18 protein-coding genes are annotated in these 20,092 nt (G+C 67.5%); 2 read left to right on the top strand and 16 right to left on the bottom strand.

From position 1 onward, the window contains the following. Window positions 1–11: 11 nt before the first annotated feature. The 11 genes from ACWMMN_RS01770 to ACWMMN_RS01720 form a co-directional block, all read right to left on the bottom strand. Window positions 12–1,097 carry a sn-glycerol-3-phosphate import ATP-binding protein UgpC gene (locus ACWMMN_RS01770; RefSeq protein WP_059232592.1) on the bottom strand — a complete coding sequence of 362 codons (1,086 nt, stop codon included), beginning with the start codon at window positions 1,095–1,097 and terminating at the stop codon, window positions 12–14. Between the two features lie 32 nt (window positions 1,098–1,129). After that, complete coding sequence (gene ugpE, locus ACWMMN_RS01765) at window positions 1,130–1,975, bottom strand: sn-glycerol-3-phosphate ABC transporter permease UgpE (RefSeq protein WP_059232593.1); 846 nt, start codon at window positions 1,973–1,975, stop codon at window positions 1,130–1,132. Then, window positions 1,972–2,856: a sn-glycerol-3-phosphate ABC transporter permease UgpA gene (ugpA, locus tag ACWMMN_RS01760; protein WP_340623743.1), complete on the bottom strand. Its 885-nt coding sequence runs from the start codon at window positions 2,854–2,856 to the stop codon at window positions 1,972–1,974. The genes ugpE and ugpA overlap by 4 nt, the downstream gene beginning before the upstream one ends. Window positions 2,857–2,952: 96 nt before the next feature. Further along, window positions 2,953–4,287, bottom strand: a complete 1,335-nt coding sequence (gene ugpB / locus ACWMMN_RS01755; protein WP_059232595.1) for a sn-glycerol-3-phosphate ABC transporter substrate-binding protein UgpB — start codon at window positions 4,285–4,287, stop codon at window positions 2,953–2,955. Between the two features lie 90 nt (window positions 4,288–4,377). Then, window positions 4,378–5,586, bottom strand: a complete 1,209-nt coding sequence (locus tag ACWMMN_RS01750; RefSeq protein WP_486422923.1) for a deoxyguanosinetriphosphate triphosphohydrolase — start codon at window positions 5,584–5,586, stop codon at window positions 4,378–4,380. 41 nt (window positions 5,587–5,627) lie between these two features. After that, window positions 5,628–6,707: a 3-dehydroquinate synthase gene (aroB, locus tag ACWMMN_RS01745; protein ID WP_059232597.1), complete on the bottom strand. Its 1,080-nt coding sequence runs from the start codon at window positions 6,705–6,707 to the stop codon at window positions 5,628–5,630. Then, window positions 6,704–7,258: a shikimate kinase AroK gene (gene aroK / locus ACWMMN_RS01740; RefSeq protein WP_059232598.1), complete on the bottom strand. Its 555-nt coding sequence runs from the start codon at window positions 7,256–7,258 to the stop codon at window positions 6,704–6,706. Before aroK ends, aroB begins: the two co-directional genes overlap by 4 nt. Window positions 7,259–7,298: 40 nt before the next feature. Beyond that, window positions 7,299–8,927: a type IV pilus secretin PilQ gene (locus tag ACWMMN_RS01735; protein ID WP_059232599.1), complete on the bottom strand. Its 1,629-nt coding sequence runs from the start codon at window positions 8,925–8,927 to the stop codon at window positions 7,299–7,301. Beyond that, window positions 8,924–9,790 carry a pilus assembly protein gene (locus ACWMMN_RS01730; protein ID WP_486422922.1) on the bottom strand — a complete coding sequence of 289 codons (867 nt, stop codon included), beginning with the start codon at window positions 9,788–9,790 and terminating at the stop codon, window positions 8,924–8,926. Before ACWMMN_RS01730 ends, ACWMMN_RS01735 begins: the two co-directional genes overlap by 4 nt. Then, the gene (locus ACWMMN_RS01725; RefSeq protein ID WP_059232601.1) at window positions 9,787–10,434 is read right to left on the bottom strand and encodes a hypothetical protein; all 648 of its coding nucleotides are present in this window, start codon (window positions 10,432–10,434) and stop codon (window positions 9,787–9,789) included. The genes ACWMMN_RS01730 and ACWMMN_RS01725 overlap by 4 nt, the downstream gene beginning before the upstream one ends. Further along, the gene (locus tag ACWMMN_RS01720) at window positions 10,434–11,357 is read right to left on the bottom strand and encodes a type IV pilus biogenesis protein PilM (RefSeq protein WP_059232602.1); all 924 of its coding nucleotides are present in this window, start codon (window positions 11,355–11,357) and stop codon (window positions 10,434–10,436) included. Before ACWMMN_RS01720 ends, ACWMMN_RS01725 begins: the two co-directional genes overlap by 1 nt. A 226-nt stretch (window positions 11,358–11,583) precedes the next feature. Between ACWMMN_RS01720 and ACWMMN_RS01715 the strand changes: the two genes are divergently transcribed. Beyond that, a complete protein-coding gene (locus ACWMMN_RS01715) occupies window positions 11,584–13,971 on the top strand; it encodes a penicillin-binding protein 1A (RefSeq protein ID WP_155627089.1) in 2,388 nt (795 codons plus the stop codon). Between the two features lie 82 nt (window positions 13,972–14,053). Here ACWMMN_RS01715 and cyaY read toward each other — a convergent pair whose 3' ends face one another. Further along, entirely contained in the window at window positions 14,054–14,380 is a 327-nt protein-coding gene (cyaY, locus tag ACWMMN_RS01710; protein WP_059232604.1) for an iron donor protein CyaY, read from the bottom strand. A gap of 36 nt (window positions 14,381–14,416) precedes the next feature. Between cyaY and lptM the strand changes: the two genes are divergently transcribed. Next, window positions 14,417–14,692 (top strand): LPS translocon maturation chaperone LptM, encoded by a 276-nt coding sequence (gene lptM, locus ACWMMN_RS01705; protein ID WP_059232605.1) that lies wholly within the window; start codon window positions 14,417–14,419, stop codon window positions 14,690–14,692. An 81-nt stretch (window positions 14,693–14,773) separates the two neighbouring features. On the opposite strand, the gene msrQ is transcribed toward lptM, so the two are convergent. From msrQ to ACWMMN_RS01685, 4 genes are all read right to left on the bottom strand, one after another. Then, entirely contained in the window at window positions 14,774–15,460 is a 687-nt protein-coding gene (msrQ, locus tag ACWMMN_RS01700; protein WP_059232606.1) for a protein-methionine-sulfoxide reductase heme-binding subunit MsrQ, read from the bottom strand. Window positions 15,461–15,480: 20 nt separating this feature from the next. Next, window positions 15,481–16,476: a protein-methionine-sulfoxide reductase catalytic subunit MsrP gene (gene msrP, locus ACWMMN_RS01695; RefSeq protein WP_059232607.1), complete on the bottom strand. Its 996-nt coding sequence runs from the start codon at window positions 16,474–16,476 to the stop codon at window positions 15,481–15,483. Window positions 16,477–16,635: 159 nt separating this feature from the next. Beyond that, a complete protein-coding gene (gene ccsB, locus ACWMMN_RS01690) occupies window positions 16,636–17,826 on the bottom strand; it encodes a c-type cytochrome biogenesis protein CcsB (protein WP_059232608.1) in 1,191 nt (396 codons plus the stop codon). Window positions 17,827–17,830: 4 nt separating this feature from the next. Next, complete coding sequence (locus tag ACWMMN_RS01685; RefSeq protein WP_059232609.1) at window positions 17,831–20,047, bottom strand: cytochrome c biogenesis protein ResB; 2,217 nt, start codon at window positions 20,045–20,047, stop codon at window positions 17,831–17,833. Window positions 20,048–20,092 lie beyond the last annotated feature (45 nt).

Here is a 20,092-nt window from a genome sequence, read left to right as displayed (position 1 = left end):
GTACAACAGGGTCAGCCGGCACGCTTGCCGGTTTCGGGATCGAAGAAATGCAGCCGGTGCGCGGGCAGTGCGGCCGCCAGCCCCGTGCCGCGCGCAGGACGGTCCGCGTGCGGCAGGCGCACCGCGACGTCGTGATCGCCCCAGCGGCCGTGCGCGAGGTTGTCCGCGCCCAGCAGCTCGCACGAGTCGACCGGCAGCGTCGCCTGCGCGACGCCCGGCTGCGGCGTCATGTGCTCGGGACGCACGCCGAGCACCCAGTCGCGCCCGGTGGCGATCTCCGTGCCGATGCCGGGCGCGCCGGCGACCGGCAGCGCGGGGCCGCCGCCCGCGACCGTGAAGGTCGTGCCGTCTTCCGACAGCCGGCCGTTCATCAGGTTCATCGCCGGCGAGCCGATGAAGCCCGCGACGAACACCGTCGCCGGCTTCTCGTACACGTCGACCGGCGCGCCGATCTGCTCCGCGTAGCCGCGGTTCATCACGATCACGCGTTGCGCGAGCGTCATCGCCTCGATCTGGTCGTGCGTCACGTAGACGCTCGTCGTCCCGAGCCGGGCATGCAGCCGCTGGATCTCGAGCCGCATCTGCACGCGCAGCTTCGCGTCGAGGTTCGACAACGGTTCGTCGAACAGGAACACCGACGGCTCGCGCACGATCGCACGCCCCATCGCGACGCGCTGCCGCTGGCCGCCCGACAGCTCGCGCGGCCGCCGCGCGAGCAGCGGCTCCAGTTCGAGGATCTTCGCGGCCGCGGCCACCCGCGAATCGATCGTCGCGCGTTCGATTCCGCGGATCTTCAGCCCGTAGCCCATGTTCTGCGCGACCGTCATGTGCGGGTACAACGCATAGTTCTGGAACACCATCGCGATGTCGCGATCCTTCGGCTCGAGCGTATTGACGACGCGCTCGCCGATCGCGATCTCGCCGTCCGTCACGGACTCGAGCCCCGCGATCATCCGCAGCAACGTCGACTTGCCGCAGCCCGAAGGGCCGACCAGCACGATGAATTCGCCGTCCGCGATCTCCACGTCGATGCCATGCAGCACGTGCTGCTTGCCGTCGTAGGATTTCCTGACGCCCTTCAAGCTCAGCGCAGCCATACCTGGTCCTTCTCCCGGTTACCGTCCGTGGTTCATTTCTCGGAATCGACGAGGCCGCGCACGAACCAGCGCTGCATCGCCAGCACGACGACGAGCGGCGGGATCATCGCCAGCAGCGTCGCCGCCATCACGTATTGCCATTCGGTCGCGGCGTCGCCGCTCGCGATCATCGTCTTGATGCCCACCACCGCCGTCGACAGCGACGCTTCCGTCGTGATCAGGATCGGCCACAGATACTGGTTCCAGCCGTAGATGAACGTAATCACGAACAGCGCCGCGATGCTCGTCTTCGACAGCGGCAGCACGACGTCCCAGAAGAAACGCAGCGGCCCCGCGCCGTCGATGCGCGCGGCGTCCATCAGTTCGTCGGGCAGCGTCATGAAGAACTGGCGGAACAGGAACGTCGCGGTCGCCGACGCGATCAGCGGCATCGTGAGCCCGGCGTACGTGTTCGTCAGGTGCAGCGTCGACACGACCTGCACGGTCGGAAAGATCCGCACTTCCACCGGCAGCATCAGCGTGATGAAGATCAGCCAGAACGCCGTGTTGCGGAACGGGAAGCGGAAATAGACGATCGCGTACGCGGACAGGATCGACACCGCGATCTTGCCGACCGCGATGCCGAGCGCCATCGCGAAGCTGTTCACGAGCAGGCGGCCGAACGGCGCCGTCGTACCGCCGCTGCCGTGCCCCCAGATGTACGCGACGTTCTCGAACAGGTGCGTGCTCGGCACGAGCGACAGCGGCACCGTGAACACTTCCTGCGCGTTCATCGTCGCCGCGCAGAACGCGACGTAGACGGGGAACACGATCAGCACGACGCCCGCGATCAGCACCGCGTGGCAGAACAGGTCGAAGCCCTTGCGATTTTCGATCATGCGTATTGCACCCTGCGTTCGACGAAGCGGAACTGGATCACCGTGAGCCCGACGACGATGATCATCAGCACGACCGACTGCGCGCCCGAACTGCCGATGTCGAGCCCCTGGAAGCCCTCCGCGAAGATCTTGTAGATCAGCGTCTTCGTGCTCTGCGCGGGGCCGCCGCCGGTGGCCGCGTCGATCACCGGGAAGGTGTCGAAGAACGCGTAGACGAGGTTTACGACCAGCAGGAAGAAACTCGTCGGCGACAGCAGCGGCAGCACGATGTTGAAGAAGCGCCGCACCGGCCCGGCGCCGTCGATCGCCGCCGCCTCGATCAGCGAGCGCGGGATCGCCTGCAGGCCCGCGTAGAAGAACAGGAAGTTGTAGCTCACCTGCTTCCACACCGACGCCAGCACGACCAGGAACATCGCCTGCCCGCCGTTCAGCGCGTGGTTCCACACGATGCCGCTCTTCGCGAGCGCATAGGTGATCAGGCCGATGCTGGGGTTGAACAGGAACGCCCACAGCACGGCCGCGATCGTCGGTGCGACCGCATACGGCCAGATCAGCAGCGTGCGGTACACGCGCGCGCCGCGGATCACGCGATCGGCGCACGCGGCGAGCAGCAACGACACGACGAGCCCGCTCACCGTGACGAGCGAACTGAACACGAGCGTCGTGCGGAACGAATCGAGATACAGCGGATCGGCGAACAGGTGCGTGAAGTTCGCGAAGCCGACGAATTCGCTCGACGTGCCGAACGCGTCCTGCATCTGCGTCGACTGCCACAGCGCGACGCCGGCCGGCCACAGGAAAAACACGGCCGTGATCGCGAGCTGCGGCGCGATCAGCAGGTACGGCACCAGGCTCGTACCGAAACGGGAACGGGATTGCATCGCGGAGATCCGGTCAGGCGAAACGGAAAGGAAACCGCGCCGCCGGACGGCACGCGCTCACGCGCGGCGCCGCCGGCGGCACGAAGCGACGCGTGCTCAGCCGCCCGACTTCTCGAAGCGGCGCAGCAGTTCGTCGCCGCGCGACGCGGCCGAGTCGAGCGCGTCCTTCGGCGACTTCTTCTGCGCCCAGACCTGTTCGAACTCTTCGTCGACGACCGTGCGGATCTGCGGCATGTTGCCCAGGCGCAGCCCCTTCGTGTACGGCAACGGCGGCTTGTTCAGCATCTGCTTGATCGCCGTTTCGGCGCTCGGGTTCTTCGCGTAGTAGCCCTGCTGGCGCGTCAGGTCGTACGCGGCGGTCGTGACCGGCAGGTAGCCCGTGTCCTGGTGCCACTTCGCGGCGACCGCCGGCGAAGCGAGGTACGCGAGGAATTTCGCGACGCCCTTGTAGGTCGCCGGATCCTTGCCGGCCAGCACCCACAGGCTCGCGCCGCCGATGATCGCGTTCTGCGGTGCGCCCTTCACGTTCGCGTCGTACGGCATCATCCCGGTGCCGTAGCTGAACTTCGCGAACTTCTGCACGTTCGCGAGCGCGCCCGACGATGTCGTCATGATCCCGCAGTCGCCGCTGTAGAACTTCGCCGACGCTTCATCCTTGCGGCCCGCATACGTGAACGTGCCGTCCTTCGCCATCTGCTGCAGGAACGCGATGTGCGCGATCTGCTGCGGCTTGTTGAATTCGAGCACGGCGTCGGTGCCGTCGAAGCCGTTGTTGCGGCTCGCGAACGGCAGCCCGTGCCACGCGCTGTAGTTCTCGAGCTGGATCCAGCCCTGCCAGCCGGTCGTGAAGCCGCATGCCATCCCCGACTTGCGCAGCTTCTCGGCATCGGCCTTCACGTCGGCCCACGTCTTCGGCGGCTGGTTCGGATCGAGGCCGGCCTTCTTGAACGCGTCCTTGTTGTAGTACAGCACCGGCGTCGAGCTGTTGAACGGCATCGATACGAGATGGCCCGTCTTCGCGTCGCTGTAGTAGCTCGCGATGGTCGGCACGAACGCCTTTTCGTCGAGCGGCACGCCGGCCTGCTTGAACACGTCGGAGACCGGCACGACGGCCTTCTTCGCCTGCATCATCGTGGCCGTGCCGACTTCGTACACCTGGAGGATCGCCGGCGCGTTACCGCTGCGATACGCGGCGATGCCGGCCGCGAGCGCCTGGTCGTAGGTGCCCTTGAAGACCGGCACGATCTTGTAGTCGCTTTGCGACGCGTTGAACTGGTCGGCGATCGCATTGACCCGCTCGCCGAGCGCGGCCTCCATCGCATGCCAGAACTGAATTTCCGTCGCGGCGAGCGCCACGTGCTGCACCCCGAACATCAGCGCGCCGCCGAGCGCGATCGAGCGAACCAGTGTCCCCGCAGGCTTCTTCTTCATCGACCCTTCTCCTATGAAAACGTTACCAACAGCGTGTGCAACATTCCCGTCGCCATTGAACCGGCGAAGTCTAGTGATCGTTTGTGACAGTCAGTTGTCGCTGATGACGAACAGGCGCTGATATTCCTTCAGCGCGAAGCGGTCGGTCATGCCGGCGATGTAATGCGCGACGAGACGCGGCTGATGTGCCGCGTCTTCCGACTGGTACGGCGGCGGCAGCAGGCGCGGATCGTCGATGAACGCGTCGAACAGCCCCGTGACGACGCGCTGCGCCTTGCTCGCCATGCGCATCACCTTGTAGTGGCGATACAGGTTCTTGAAGAGGAAGCGCTTGAGCGCGGCCGCCTGTGCGGCGACCGTCTCGCTGTGCGACACGAGCGGCGGCGCGGCGTGCACGTCGTCAAGCGACGCGGGCGCGACGCGCGCGAGATGGCGCGTGGTTTCGTCGATCAGGTCGACGATCAGCGTGTTGATGATGCGCCGCACCGTCTCGTGCACGAGCCGGCGGCCTTCGAGGTGCGGGAATTCGGCGAGCGCCGCTTCGTAGTGACGCTGCCACAGCTCGACTTCCGCGAGCTGCTCGATCGTGATCAGGCCGGAACGCAGGCCGTCGTCGACGTCGTGGTTGTTGTACGCGATTTCGTCGGCGATGTTCGCGAGCTGCGCTTCGAGCGACGGCTGGCGGCCCTGCAGGAAGCGCTCGCCGAGCGCGCCGAGCTTGCGCGCATTCTCGCGCGAGCAATGTTTCAGGATGCCTTCGCGCGTCTCGAAGCACAGGTTCAGCCCGTTGAACGCGCCGTAGTGCTCCTCGAGCTCGTCGACGACCGCCAGGCTCTGCAGGTTGTGCTCGAAGCCGCCGTGGTCTCGCATGCACGCATTCAGCGCGTCCTGCCCGGCATGGCCGAACGGCGTGTGGCCGAGATCGTGCGCGAGCGAGATCGCTTCGACGAGATCCTCGTTCAGCCGCAGGTTGCGCGCGACCGAGCGCGCGATCTGCGCGACTTCGAGGCTGTGCGTGAGGCGCGTGCGGAACAGGTCGCCTTCGTGATTGACGAAGACCTGCGTCTTGTATTCGAGGCGGCGGAACGCGGTCGAATGGACGATGCGGTCGCGGTCGCGCTGGAATTCGGTGCGCGCCGCCGGCGGGGTTTCCGGATGGCGGCGGCCGCGCGACTGCGACGCGTGTGCGGCGTACGGAGCGAGATGGGCTTCCAGCGCCGCCAGCGTCGGCGGCTCGGCCACCGGCGCAGCGGATGCGCGGCTGGCTTCGGGCAGTGTGCTGCTGGATGTCTCGCTCACGTCTCCTCCATGTCAGGGGCGCCGGGGCATCCGGGCCGCCGTTAGCGGGTCGTCTGCGCCAGTGTAGCGAATACGGCTTCGTCCGGCGCCTGCGTGATCAGCGTATCCCCGAATCGCTTCAACAGGATGAATTTGATCGCGCCGGCCTCGGCTTTCTTGTCGACGCGCATCAAGTCCATGTAGCGCGCGTCGCCGAGCGCGGGCGCTCGGGTCGGCAGGTGCGCAGCCGCGATCACCGCGTCGAGACGCTGCCGCGATGCTTCGTCGAAGAGGCCGAGCCGCACCGACAGGTCGCCGGCCATCACCATCCCGCAGCCGACCGCCTCGCCATGCAGCCACTCGCCGTAGCCGAGCCCGGCCTCGATCGCGTGGCCGAACGTGTGGCCGAAATTCAGGATCGCGCGCAGGCCGCCTTCGCGCTCGTCGGCCGCGACGACGCTCGCCTTGATCTCGCACGAACGCTTCACCGCGTGCGCGAGCGCCGCCGGCTCGCGACGGTTCAGCGCGTCGACGTTCGCCTCGATCCAGTCGAAGAACGCCGCATCGGCGATCGCGCCGGTCTTGATGATCTCGGCGACGCCCGCCGCCAGTTCGCGATCGGGCAGCGTCGTCAGCGCGCCGATGTCCGCGATCACGGCTTGCGGCTGGTAGAACGCGCCGATCATGTTCTTGCCGAGCGGGTGGTTGATGCCCGTCTTGCCGCCGACCGACGAATCGACCTGCGACAGCAGCGTCGTCGGCACCTGGATGAACGGCACGCCGCGCATGTAGCACGCGGCGGCAAAGCCCGTCATGTCGCCGACCACGCCGCCGCCGAGCGCGACGAGCGTCGTCTTGCGGTCCGCGTGATCGGTCAGCAGGCCGTCGAAGATCAGGTTCAGCGTTTCCCAGTTCTTGTACGCCTCGCCATCCGGCAGCACGACCGTCGACACGCGCTTGCCGAGCGGCGCGAGCGCCGCGCGCAACGCGTCGCCGTAGAGCGGATCGACCGTCGTGTTCGTGACGATCGTGACGGACGAACCCTTGATGTGAGGCGCGAACAGCTCGGTGCGGCCGATCAGGCCGGCACCAATGTGAATCGGATAGGCGCGGTCGCCCAGATCGACGTTGACAGTAATCATGCTTGTAGAGGCTTGGCGATGACGCCCGCCAGTTCGAGTTGCATCAGCACCATGTTGACGAGACCGTTGACCGACGGACGGCCGGTCTCGATGACGAAATCCGCGCATTCGCGGTACAGCGGGTCGCGCACTTCGTACAGCGCTTCGAGACGCCCCTTCGGATCTTCGGTCTGCAGCAGCGGGCGGTTCTTGTCCTTGCGCGTGCGCAGCCACAGATCGTGCGGATTGGCGCGCAGGTAGACGACGATGCCGTTGCTTTTCAGGCAGTCGCGATTTTCCGGGCGCAGCACCGCGCCACCGCCCGTCGCAAGCACGATGTTCTCGCGCTGCGTGAGATCGGCGATCACCTGCGTTTCGCGATCGCGAAACCCGGCCTCGCCCTCCATCTCGAAGATCACGGGAATGCGCGCGCCCGTGCGGGCCTCGATTTCGTGGTCGGAGTCGAAGAACGTCCTGTCGAGACGACGCGCGACCGCACGGCCCACGGTGGTCTTACCCGCTCCCATAAGGCCGACGAAAAATACGTTTGCATGTGGGTCCCGCGCTTGCAACGGCTTCCTCTGCTTGAATCTTGCTGGTGTGTGGCGCAGCTTACTGGCAAAGCGGCTGCCTTGTCGAGCCTGCGCCGGCGGCTTCCGGCCCCGTTTTATCGGCGTCCGCGTCGCCCGCGCCGCGCGCATCGCAGCGCGCATCGACGACGGTCGGCGTGATGAACACGACCAGTTCGTTGCGCTGGTCGCGCTGCGCGCGGTGCCGGAAAAGCGCGCCCAGAAACGGTATTTTGCCCAAGAGCGGCACGCGCGTCACATCGTTCCGGTTCAGTTGCTCATAGATGCCGCCGATCGCGACCGTCCCGCCATTCTCGACCTCGACGCGCGTCTGGACATGCTTCGTATGGATGGCGGGGCCGGCCGCGGTCGGCTCGCCGACGCTGTCCTTCGTCACGTCGAGATCGAGCACCACGCGGCCGTCCGGCGTGATCTGGGGCTCGACCTCGAGCTTGAGCGTCGCGCGGCGGAACTGCACGCCGCTCATGCCGTTGCCCACCTTCGCCTGATACGGCAGCTCGGAGCCTTGCTCGACGATGGCCTTGACGCGGTCGGCCGTCACCACGCGCGGACGCGACACGATCTGGCCCCGCCCCTGCGCCTCCAGCGCGCTCAATTCGACGTCGAGTACCCGGCTGAGCGGCGCGGCGAACAGCGTGAAGCCGGCGGTCGCCGCGTCGAAGCCGCCGAGCGGACGCGCGGCCAGGTCGAGTGCGTTGCGCGCGTCGGCCGTGAACGTGGCGCTCTCGCCCGACGACGGCCGCCCCTGCGCACGCAGCGCGACTCGAGCGCCGAGGTTGCGCGAGAAGCCCTGCTCGCCCTCGACGATGCGGGCCTCGATCCGGACCTGACGGGACGGCCGGTCGATCGCGTCGATCAGACCCGCGATCTGCGCGATGCGCGGCGCAAGATCGGTGACGAACAGCAGGTTCGTGCGCGGATCAGCCGCCGCGGCGCCGCGTTTCGACAGCAGGCGCTGGCCGGTCGCGCCGGCCAGCAGCCGTTGCACGTCCTGCGCGCGCGGATAGTGCAGCGCGAACGTCCGGCTCGCGAGCGGCTCCAGATCGGCGGCCCGCGCATGCATTTCGAAGCGCTCGCGTTCGCGCGCGGCCAGATCGGCCGCCGGTGTGACCCATATCACGTTACCTCGCCGGGACATCGCGAGCCCGTGTGTGTCGAGCAGCGTGTCGAAGGCCTCGCGCCAGCGCACATTGTTCAGACGTAACGTCACCGTGCCGCGCACCTGCTCGCCGACGACGATATTGAGCCCCGTGAACCGTGCGAACGCGTCGAACGCGGCCGCGAGCCCGGCGCCCTGCAGATTCAGCGAGATCCGCCGCGCATCGTCCGCATCGCCCGGTTGGCGCGCCGCGGCGTCGCTCATCCGGGCCGGCGGCGCCAGCGGGATCGGCGGCCCCTCCAGCGCGGGGGCCGGCACAGCGGCTTCCGCCTGACGGGCCGCGCGGGTGATCCAGTCGAACGGCGGCGGGCCGGCTTCATCCGATACCGCGTCTCCCGCACCGGTTGCCATGCCGTCGGACGGCAGCGGCAAACCCGGCCCCTCCGTCGACCCTGCAGGCCAGGCAGTCGGCAGCGGCGGCAACGATGCTTCGGCTCCGGCCGCCGCCACGCCGGCCCAGATCGCCAGCACCCAACAACCGTGCTTCGTCATGGCTGACCTCCGTCGTCCAGGACGAGCCGGCGCGATCCGTCCGCCGTCGCGAGCGTCACGGCCGCCGGGTCGACACGCACCAGGCGTGCGGCCCCGAGCACCTCGCCCGGCACCATCGCCGTGAACGCGCCGTCGCCGTCGTCGAACAACGCAAGACCGGCATGCGCGTCGCGAATCGTGCCGGCGAGGCGGGCCGCCCGCCCCGCCGCCTCGACCTGGCCGGCCTCGCCGAACGGATCGGCGTCGAGCGCAGCGGCGCGAACCGGCACGTTGCCATCGGCGGCCGGTATCGCCGGCAGCGCCGGAAACACGTCGACGGACATTTCCACCCGCGCCGCCGGCATGCCACGCTCGACACGCAACGCCGACGGTACCGCCAGTACCGGGAAGCGCGGCAGCGCGCCAACCAGATGCAGCAACGCGCGAAAGCCGCCATCCGCGACGATGCGCACGGTGCGCCGGTCGTCCGGCGCCGCGCCATCGGTGTGCTGCGGCTCGATCGATACGCCGTGCAGCCCGCTCGACGCAGCGAGATCGGCCAGTTCCAGCATCAGCGCGGCCCACTCCGGCGTGTGCGGCAAGCGATCGTCGCGCGCTGACGCGCGATGTCCGTCGCGCCGTTGCCCAGCGGACGCAAGCACGCGCTGCGCGTCGGCCGCACGCGCCTGCGCGGCGGCCAGCAACACGCGACCCTGCGCCAGCCCGCTCCAGTCGGCCGCATTCGCCAGATGAATGCCGCCTGCCAGCACGGCCGCGAATGCCAGTGCGCAACCGGCGGCATGTGCAACCGCCGGCGACACGCGCAGCCTGCCGCCCGGCCGGGTGTCGCCGCGCAGCGCCGGCTGATGCGTCAGCGACGTCATGCGCCACCTCCCGCCGCCTTCCGCGACGGCATCGCGTCATGCCAGCGCAGTTGAACCGAGAACCGGAATGGCATCCCGGCCGTGGAAGCCGGCGTATCCGAAGCAGGTTTCAATGCCTCCATATCGACCCGCCAGCCACGCTGTTCGCGCGCCACCGCGGCGAGCCACCGGGCGGCCGCCCGGTAACTCCCGGCGCGCGCATCGAGCACGGCACCGGTCGATGTCACGCGTAGCGCGTCAAGCCGGACACGATCGGTGTGCACCTGCGTCAGGGTTGCCAACAGCCCGGCAACGCGGTGGTAAGGCGCGGCAAGCGCCGTTGCCTGCGCATCGCGCTGCGCGATGGCGTCGGCTGCATTGGCGGCACGCGTCGCCGCCGCCACCAATGGCTGCCACTGCCGCAGCCGAGCCTCCACGCTTGACCGCTCGGCATCCACCCGCCACCGCGACAACACGGCAGCGCCCGTCCACAGGCCGGTGCCGAGCACGCCGAGCAGGATCGCCGCGCCGCACTGCACGGCCCGGCGACGCCGCAACGCCTGCGCCAACCGCTCGCGGTACGGCAGCAGGTTGAAGCCGCCGAGCGCTGCCGGATCGGCCGCAGCCGCGTCGCTCACGCTTGCCGACGCCGCACAACCGGCCATCATTCCCACACCCCGCGCAATGCCAGCCCGAACGCGACGGCGAACGCCGGGCCGCCCGGCATGCCGGCAGGCACGCGCGGCTGCCCGTCCCAGCCCGTGCAGTCGAATGGCACCACTGCCGCGCCGAGCACGTCGCCAATCTCGGCGAAGGACGTCTCGAAGCGGGCGATACACCGCTCATCCCCGGCGACGAATACGCAACGCACAGCCCCGAACGGGCGCTGGCGCAACGCATCGGGAAGCGCCTCCTGCAGCGTGCCGGACAGCGTGAGCACCGGGACGGCCAGCGAGCCTTCGACGCGCCAGGCGCGCACGCCCGAGTCGCAGAACCAGAGCACGGAGTAGGCGCCCTGCGCATCGAGTTCGAACTGCGCGGCATAGCGCAACGCCCGCAGCACGGCGGCCGACTCGCCATCGATCACCGTCAGGTCGATACCGGCCTGCGCGGCCGCGTCGATCCGCCGCCCGAGCAGCACGAGCGGAGCCACGGCCACCGCGATCTCGCCGGACCGCGCGCCGCCGTAGTGCCGCCAGTCAAACGCGAGACTGTCCGGCGCCAGCCCCGAGATGCGTTCGGCCGCCTGCCGCGCGGCGTCCGGGATATCGTCCCGCCCGGCCAGGTCGAGCGTCGCGGTACGCATCTCGTCATCGTGCAACGCCATCACGCCGCGCGTGTCGCACCGCACGTCCGCCGCCGACAACCGCGACACCGCTGCCGCCAGCGACCGCGCGACCGCTGCCCAGCGCGCGTCTTCCGGCCCGCCCGCCAGCCCGACCGGCTCCCGCTCGAGCCCCTCGACGCGCACCTCCGCGTCCCTGCCGCGCCGGCTCAGCACGGCCACCCTCACCTCGTTCGCCCCGACGTCGATTCCCGTCGACCGGTGCCTGCCCTGCGCGAACCGCGCCACCCATCGTCCCGTCATGCCCGCCTCCCGAAATCGTCGCGGCCCATGCCGCGTTTCCGAGACCTGATTCTGCAAAGCGGCGCGCGCGGCCGACAGTCGGCCGAACGGCCAGCATCGGCTTGCGGCGGCCGCGCAAGGGTTATGCTGGCAGCACGCCAACCCGCGGCTTTCCCGCGGGCGGCCACCGCGTCAGGACCGGTCTTACCGGGCAGCTATAATCGCGGGACTGTTTTCCGGTATGCCTATGCAATCCACGACTCCTACGTCCCCGCCTCCCGCCCCGGAGCCGAAGAAGCGGCCCTGGTGGCAAAAAGTCCTGCTCGGCTTCGCCGCGATGTGCGTGGCCCTCGTCGTGGCCGGCGGCCTCGTGCTCGGCTACGCGCTCGTCGTCGCCTGGCCGAACATGCCGTCGCTCGACGCGCTGACCGACTACCGCCCGAAGGTGCCGCTGCGCATCTATACGTCCGATCACGTGCTGATCGGCGAATTCGGCGAGGAGCGCCGCGACGTCGTCCATTTCAAGGACGTGCCCGACTCGCTGAAGAAGGCGATCCTCGCGATCGAGGACGCGCGCTTCTACGATCACGGCGGCGTCGACCTCACCGGCATCATCCGCGCCGGCTTCGTCGCGCTGACGAACGGCCACGCGTCGCAAGGCGCGAGCACGATCACGATGCAGGTCGCACGCAACTTCTTCCTGTCGAGCGAAAAGACCTACACGCGCAAGATCTACGAGATGCTGCTCGCGTACCGGATCGAGCGTGCGCTGACGAAGGATCAGATTCTCGAGGTCTACATGAATCAGATCTATCTCGGCCAGCGCGCGTATGGTTTCGCGAGCGCCGCGCGGGTCTATTTCGGCAAGGACCTGAAGGACATCACGCTCGCGGAAGCGGCGATGCTCGCGGGGCTGCCGAAGGCGCCGTCCGCGTATAACCCGGTCGTCAATCCGAAGCGCGCGAAGGTGCGCCAGGAATACATCCTGCAGCGCATGCTGGAGCTGAACTTCATCACGCGCGAACAGTACGACGAAGCCGTCGCGCAGCCGCTCGTCGTCAAGGGCCCGGGCCGCGATTTCAGCGTGCACGCCGAGTACGTCGCGGAAATGGTCAGACAGATGATGTACGCGCAGTACCGCGAGGAGACCTACACGCGCGGCTTCAACGTCGTCACGACGATCGATTCCGCCGACCAGCAGGTCGCGTACACCGCGCTGCGCAAGGGCATCATGGATTACGAGCGCCGCCACGGCTATCGCGGGCCGGAAGGCTTCATCGAGCTGCCGGCCGGTGCCGACGACCGCGAACAGGCGATCGACGACGCGCTGCTCGAGCATCCCGACAACGGCGAGCTGATTGCCGCGGTCGTCACGGCCGCGAGCCCGCGCCAGATCACGGTCTCGTTCATCGACGGCAGCAACGCGACGATCGAGGGCGACAACCTGCGCTTCGCGTCGGGCGCGCTGTCGGCCAACGCGCAGCCGAACCGCCGCATCCGCCCCGGTGCGATCGTGCGCGTCGTGAAGAACGACACCGGCAAATGGTCGATCACGCAGTTGCCGCAGGTTGAAGGCGCGTTCCTGTCGATCATCCCGCAGGACGGCGCGATCCGTTCGCTCGTCGGCGGCTTCGACTACAACAAGAACAAGTTCAACCACGTCACGCAGGCGTGGCGGCAACCGGGTTCGTCGTTCAAGCCGTTCATCTACTCGGCGTCGCTCGACAAGGGCCTCGGGCCGGCTACCGTGATCAACGACGGCCCGCTGTATTTCAGCGCCGCGGAAACGGGCGGCCAGCCGTGGGAACCGAAGAACTACGGCGGCGGCTTCGAAGGCCCGATGTCGATGCGCACCGCGCTGCAGCGCTCGCGCAACCTCGTGTCGATCCGGATCCTGAACCACATCGGCACGAAGTACGCGCAGCAGTACATCACGCGCTTCGGCTTCGACGCCGAGCGCCATCCGGCCTACCTGCCGATGGCGCTCGGCGCCGGCCAGGTCACGCCGCTGCAGATGGCCGGCGCGTACTCGGTGTTCGCGAACGGCGGCTACCGCGTCAATCCGTACCTGATCGCCGAAGTCACCGATCCGAACGGCGCGATCGTCGCGCGCGCGCAGCCGCTCGTCGCCGAGCAGAATGCGCCGCGTGCGATCGACGCACGCAACGCATACGTGATGAACAGCCTGCTGCAAAGCGTTGCGCAGCGCGGCACGGGCGCGCGGACCAACATCCTGAAGCGCACCGACCTCGCGGGCAAGACCGGCACGACGAACGACTCGCACGACGCGTGGTTCGCCGGCTACCAGCACACGCTCGCCGCGATCGCGTGGATCGGCTACGACAATCCGCGCAGCCTCGGCGATCGCGAAACCGGCGGCGGCCTGTCGCTGCCCGTCTGGATCGAGTACATGGGCGCGGCGCTGAAGGGCGTGCCCGAGTTCAAGCCGACGGTGCCGGACGGCGTCGAATCGCTCGGCGGCGAGCTGTACTTCTCCGAGTTCACGCCAGGCCACGGCTTCGTGTCGACGGTCGGCGTGCCGCAGGCGCCGGCTGCCCAGAACGTCGACGAGGCCGTGCCGCACGTCGACGAGCAGGAAAAGCAGGACATCATGAACCTGTTCCGCGGCCACTGACACCCGGCCCCGGGCATGAAAAAAGCGCCCCGCGGGGCGCTTTTTCTTTGGCTGCGATGCTCGGGATCCGGGCCCCGGCGCGTCACGCGCCGAACGTGATCGGCAGGCCGGCCTGCTGGGTCGCGTATTCGGTGAGCGCCGAGAAGAACTCGGTGCCCGTGCGCGTATCGCGCCATTCGCCGTCGATGAAACGGTAGTGGAATCCACCCGCCTTCGCGGCGATCCACACTTCCTTCATCGGCGGCTGCAGGTTGACGATGATCTTCGAGCCGTTCTCGAACGTCAGCGTCAGGACGCTGCCGTTCCGCTCGAGATCGATGTCGTGATCGCCGTCGTTGGCGGTGTCGACGGTACGCTCGACGGCCATCAGCACGGCCTCGGCACGGGTCAGGTAATCGGTATCGGACATGCTAAACTCTATCGGTTCAATTGTTCAGGGACGATCATGCGAGTCGTTTTCCGGATGAGCGCGATTGTAGCGGCTTTGGCGATTCTTGCCGGCTGCGGTCAAAGCGGCGCGCTCTATCTGCCCACCGTGCCTCCGATGCCCAAGCCACTCCAGCAGCAGAATACGCCGCCGTCGGACGTGAAACCGACCGATGAAAACGCGTCGTCCGACGATACACCCGATACGTCGGGTTCGCCGCTCACGCTGTCGCCCGAGCTGTCGAGCAGCCCGTCGACCATGCCCGCACCGGCATCGGGCCCGGCCGCGAAGTAACGACGCCACGCCGCCCGCGCGGCTGGTGAAACAAGGCGATGACTTCCCGGTCATCGCCTTTCGTTTTTCCGGGCCACGCCGTCACGCGCGCACGCGCCGCCATCCCCACGCGAGCAACCGCCAGCCGAGCAGCATTGCGACGATCGCCGCGTACAGCTTCGGCTGCGCAAGATTGTGCTTGCCGGCCCGCATCCACCAAAAGTGCAGCACACCGAACAGTGCGATCGCGTAGATCGCGCTGTGCAGCGTCGCCCAGTGACGGCCAAGCCGGCGCACCATTGCGCGCGGCGAAGTCGCCGCGAGCGGGATCAGCAGCACGAACGCCGCGAAGCCGACCGTGATGAACGGGCGCTTGCCTACGTCCTTCAGGATCGCGACCACGTCGAACCATTTGTCGAACCACAGGTAGGTCGTGAAGTGCAGCGTCGCGTAAAAAAACGCGAACAGCCCGATCATTCGGCGAAAACGCAGCAGCGCGGCGAAGCCCGTCATGCGCCGCAGCGGCGTGACGGCAAGCGTGACGCACAACAAGACGAGCGTCCAGAGGCCGGTCGAACGCGTGATGAATTCGATCGGATTCGCGCCGAGCCGTTCGGTCAGCCCGAACAGCACGAGACGCGCGAGCGGATAGAGGCCGGCCGCGAACACCAGCACCTTGGCCGGCGCGAGCCAGCGCGGCGCAGCGGAGCGGACCGCACCGGCCCGCGTCGTGCGTGCTGCCGGTCCGGCGCCCGCTGCACGCGCGGGCGTGAGCGTCGAAGGAGGCATGTCGTTTCTCACTGTCGCGCTCAGAAGTTCTTTTTCAGGTCCATGCCCTGATACATCGACGCGACGAGATCTCCGTAGCCGTTGAACATCAGCGTCTTGCGCTTCGGCGTGAAGAAGCCGTCCTCGCCGATGCGCCGCTCGGTCGCCTGGCTCCAGCGCGGATGATCGACGTTCGGGTTCACGTTCGAGTAGAAGCCGTACTCGTTCGACGCATACGTGTTCCAGCTCGTCTTCGGCTGCTTGTCGACGAAGCGGATCTTCACGAGCGATTTCGCGCTCTTGAAGCCGTACTTCCACGGCACGATGATCCGCACCGGCGCGCCGTTCTGGTTCGGCAGCACCTGCCCGTAGACGCCCATCGTCAGCAGCGTCAGCGGGTTCATCGCCTCGTCCATCCGCAGCCCTTCCGAATACGGCCAGTCGAGCACGGGCGTCGACAGGCCCGGCATCTGCGACGGATCGGCCAGCGTGACGAACTGCACGTATTTCGCGTTGCCGGTCGGCTGCACGCGCTTGATCAGCTCGGACAGCGGCACGCCGATCCACGGGATCACCATCGACCATCCCTCGACGCAGCGCAGCCGGTACACGCGCTCCTCGAGCGGCGCGAGCTTCAGCAGTTCGTCGAGATCGAAGACCTTCGGGTGCTGCACCTCGCCCTCGACGCTCACGCGCCACGGGCGCGGCCGCAGCGTGCCGGCGTTCTGCGCCGGGTCGCTCTTGTCGGTGCCGAATTCGTAAAAGTTGTTGTAGGACGTGATGTCCTTGAACGGCGTCACCTTGTCGGCGGCAACGAACTTCGGGTTCGTCCTGGCCGCGAGCTTCGCCGCCCGCGCGTCGGGCGACGCATAGGCGGCGAATGCCGCGCCGCTGCCGCCGAGCAGCCCGCCCGCCGCCGCGAGGCCGGCCGCCTGCAATACGCGCCGCCGGTTCTCGAATACCGCGCGCGGCGTGATCTCGCTGGGCGCAATGTCACCGCCCGTCAGTACGTTCCGCAAAGGGCGTTTGATCCACATCGTGCAGCTCCTCCTGCATGCGCGGCGCGCATGCTTCATGAGCGTTCGACCCGGCCCGTCATGCGCCGTTCGACGCCCGGTTCGCCCGCCCGTTACAAAACAAAACCGCCGGGCACGCAGTGCACCGGCGGTTCGATAGTCGGACGAGCGGCGGGAATCTTACAGCTTGCCGTAGCTGTGCAGCCCGGACAGGAACATGTTGACGCCCAGGAACGCGAACGTCGTGACCAGCAGGCCCGTGAGTGCCCACCATGCCGCGACCGTGCCGCGCAGGCCCTTCATCAGCCGCATGTGCAGCCACGCCGCGTAGTTCAGCCACACGATCAGCGCCCAGGTTTCCTTCGGGTCCCAGCTCCAGTAGCCGCCCCACGCTTCGGCCGCCCACAGCGCGCCGAGGATCGTCGCGATCGTGAAGAACGCGAAACCGACCGCGATCGACTTGTACATCACGTCGTCGAGCACTTCGAGCGTCGGCAGGCGATCGGCGAGCACGCCGCGCTCCTTCATCAGGTACGCGACCGACACCATCGCCGACAGCGCGAAGCTGCCGTAGCCGATGAAGTTCGCCGGCACGTGGATCTTCATCCACCAGCTTTGCAGCGCCGGCACGAGCGGCTGGATCTGCTGCGCGTCGCGCGCGACCGAGTACCACATCAGGAAGCCGACTGCCGCGCTGATGACCAGCAGCACGAACGCGCCGAGCGAACGCGTGCCGTAGTGGCCTTCGTAATACAGATACAGCAGGGCGGTGATCAGGCTGAACAGGACGAACACTTCATAGAGGTTCGACACGGGAATATGGCCGACGTCCGCCCCGATCAGGTAGGACTCGTACCAGCGCACCATCAGCCCCGTGAAGCCCATCAGCACGGCGACCCACGTGAGCTTCTGGCCGATCGCGGCGCCCGTTTCCGAGCGCGCGAGCAGGCCGATCCAGTAGAAGATCGTCGCGAGCACGAACAGCGCGCTCATCCACAGGATCGCCGACTGGCTCGACAGGAAGTACTTGAGGAAGAACGCCGAATCGGCGCGCGCGAGATCGCCCTGGTAGATCTGGATCGACAGCAGCGACAGCACGGCGATCGACGCCATCATCAGCCGCGCGGGCTTCCAGCGCCAGCCGAGCGCGATCAGCGCCGGCACGGTGCCGACCATCACCGCCTTGTCGTAATAATCCATGTGCGCGTTGTAGTGCACGAGCGCATAGCCCGCGCCTACCACGAGCGCCAGTGCGAACAGCCAGTCGAACAGCGACAGGCGCGCGAAGAACGGACGTTCGTCGAACAGCGGCGACGAAACCGGCGCCTGGGCCGACGCCGCACGGGAAGAGGAAACTTGCGTGAGATCCATGATGTTACCGGGTGGAATTCTCGGAATCGGAACCGCTGCCGGCAGGCGGGCGGGCCGTCGAAGCCGCACCGGTGGGCGCGGCGTCGCGAGGTGCGGCGCGCAAGGCGACACCGGCCGCGTCGCGCGTCTGCACGAATTCTTTCTCGAAATCGAAGGTCTTGCGGGCCGTGGACATTGCCATCACCACATCGACGCCCGAACCGGCGTCCTTCAGCCAGAACCAGAGGCGCCGCTCGCGCACGTAGAACATCGAGAAGATGCCGGCGACCAGCAGCAGGCTGCCAAGATACACCAGATTCTTGCCGGGTGCGCGCGTCAACTGAAATACCGAAGCTTGCACCTGCTTGAATGAATCAAGCTGCAAATAGACCGGCGATCCATACAAAAAGCTGTCGGATAGCGCGTTGATCGCGTTCTGCACGAAGCGGATCGTCTCGGTGCCCTGCTGGGCGGCCGGCTCGCCGGCGCGCTCGCGCGCGATCTGCCAGACCTCCCACATCGAGCCTTCGAGCATGCGCAGCAGCAGGCTTGCCGCCTTCTCCTGCTCGGCCTTCGGCACCGAGCGGTCGATGAACGTCGCCACCGCCTGGAAGCCGCCGACCGGCTGGCCGTCGGCGCCGCGGCCGACGCTGTCGTCGCTCGCGGCAAAAAGGGTCAGCACCTTCGATGCGCTGTCCTGCAGGCGGCCGCGCAGCGATGCGTCGGTGCCCGGCAGCGAACGCTGTGCGAAGCGCGCGGCGGCCTCGGCACGCACGGCCGGATCCTCCAGCGCGGCGCGCAGGCGCATCCATTCGCCGATCGAATCCTGGCTGTCGGCCGGGATCCGCATGTAACGGAACGGATCGTTCGGGCTCGCGCGCACGCCGGCGAGGAACACGCGCTCGCCGTTCATGTCGACGGGCAGCATGTAGTTGTTGAACTCGCGCGCCTGGCCGTCCTTGCCGCGGATCTTGTACTGCACCGACGGGCCGATGTTGTGGAGCTGCGTCGGCTTCGACGTCTTCGCTCCCGAGCCGAGCCGCTCGTCGAACACTTCCTTCAGCGAGCTCGTCCTCGCGACACCGCGCACGTCCAGCTTGCCGCTCGCGTCGGCCATGTTCTCGACGTTGATCGCGCGGAAATCGGAGAACTCGATCGTGTCGCCGTCGGCGCCCGGCACCTGCAGCGGCGCCGAACTGCCGATCGTGCCCTTCACGGGGACGGTCGTCGCATTGCCGCCCGTCATCGGGTAGGCCGTCATCTGCATCTGCGAGCCGCCGTCCTGGAAGCTCGACTGGTAGATCGACACCCCCTTGTACGTGAACGGCTTGTTGACCTCGACGCGCGCCGGAATCTTCTGGCCGGTCTCGCGATCGATCACGACGATGTCGCTCGCGAACAGCTTCGGCATGCCCGTCGTGTAGTAGTCGACGATGAACTTGTTGAGCTGGATCGAGAACGGCAGGTCCTGGATCAGCGAGCCGCTCGGCTGGTTCAGGATCGCGGTCGACACGAACTGGCCCTCGGGCACCCACGCGTAGCCGCGGAACGTCGGGTTCGACGCGGACAGGCGATGGTCGGGCGAGATCTCGCTGATCGTCGCGCTCGTGTTGACCGGGCTCTTGCCGAACATCCACATCTGGAATTTGATCGGCAGATTGCTGTCGAGCAGGCCGCCGATACAGATCACGACGATCGCGAGGTGCGCAGAGATATAGCCCCACTTGGTCATCGCGCCGCGTTTCGCGGAGATCAGCGTCGCGCCGTCGGTTTCACGCACGACGTGCTTGTAGCCGGCCTTGGTGACGAACGTGGCGAGCGTGGCCGCGACGGTCGGGCGCGTACCGGATGCCGTGTACTCGGCCTTGTGATGGAACGCGCGCAGGCTGCCTTCGCGGACCTTGTCCTTCCAGCTCTTCGCGTCGGCGAGCATCTTCGGCGCGTTGCGGATCACGCACAGCGAGATCGACGTGACGAGGAAGATCAGGATCAGCATGAACCACCACGCGCTGTACACGTTGTACAGGCCGAGCGAGCGGAAGATGTCCGCCCAGAACGGCCCGAACTGGTTCACATAGTTCGGATACGGATCGTCCTGGGTCAGGACCGTGCCGATGATGCTCGCGATCGACAACACCACCAGCAGCGCAATCGCGAAGCGCATCGAGCTCAACAGCTCGACCGCGCGTTTCGACGCACCCTGACCCGACTTCGACTGCAACCCCGACGTGGTAACGCTCATTCAAACTCCGACTCAGGGGAAACAGCCCCCACGTTCACTATGTTC

This window comes from Burkholderia cepacia complex sp. TUM26381, from assembly GCF_057439935.1.
Note: the sequence above shows the minus strand (reverse complement) of the source record. Positions and strands in the feature narration are given on the sequence as shown.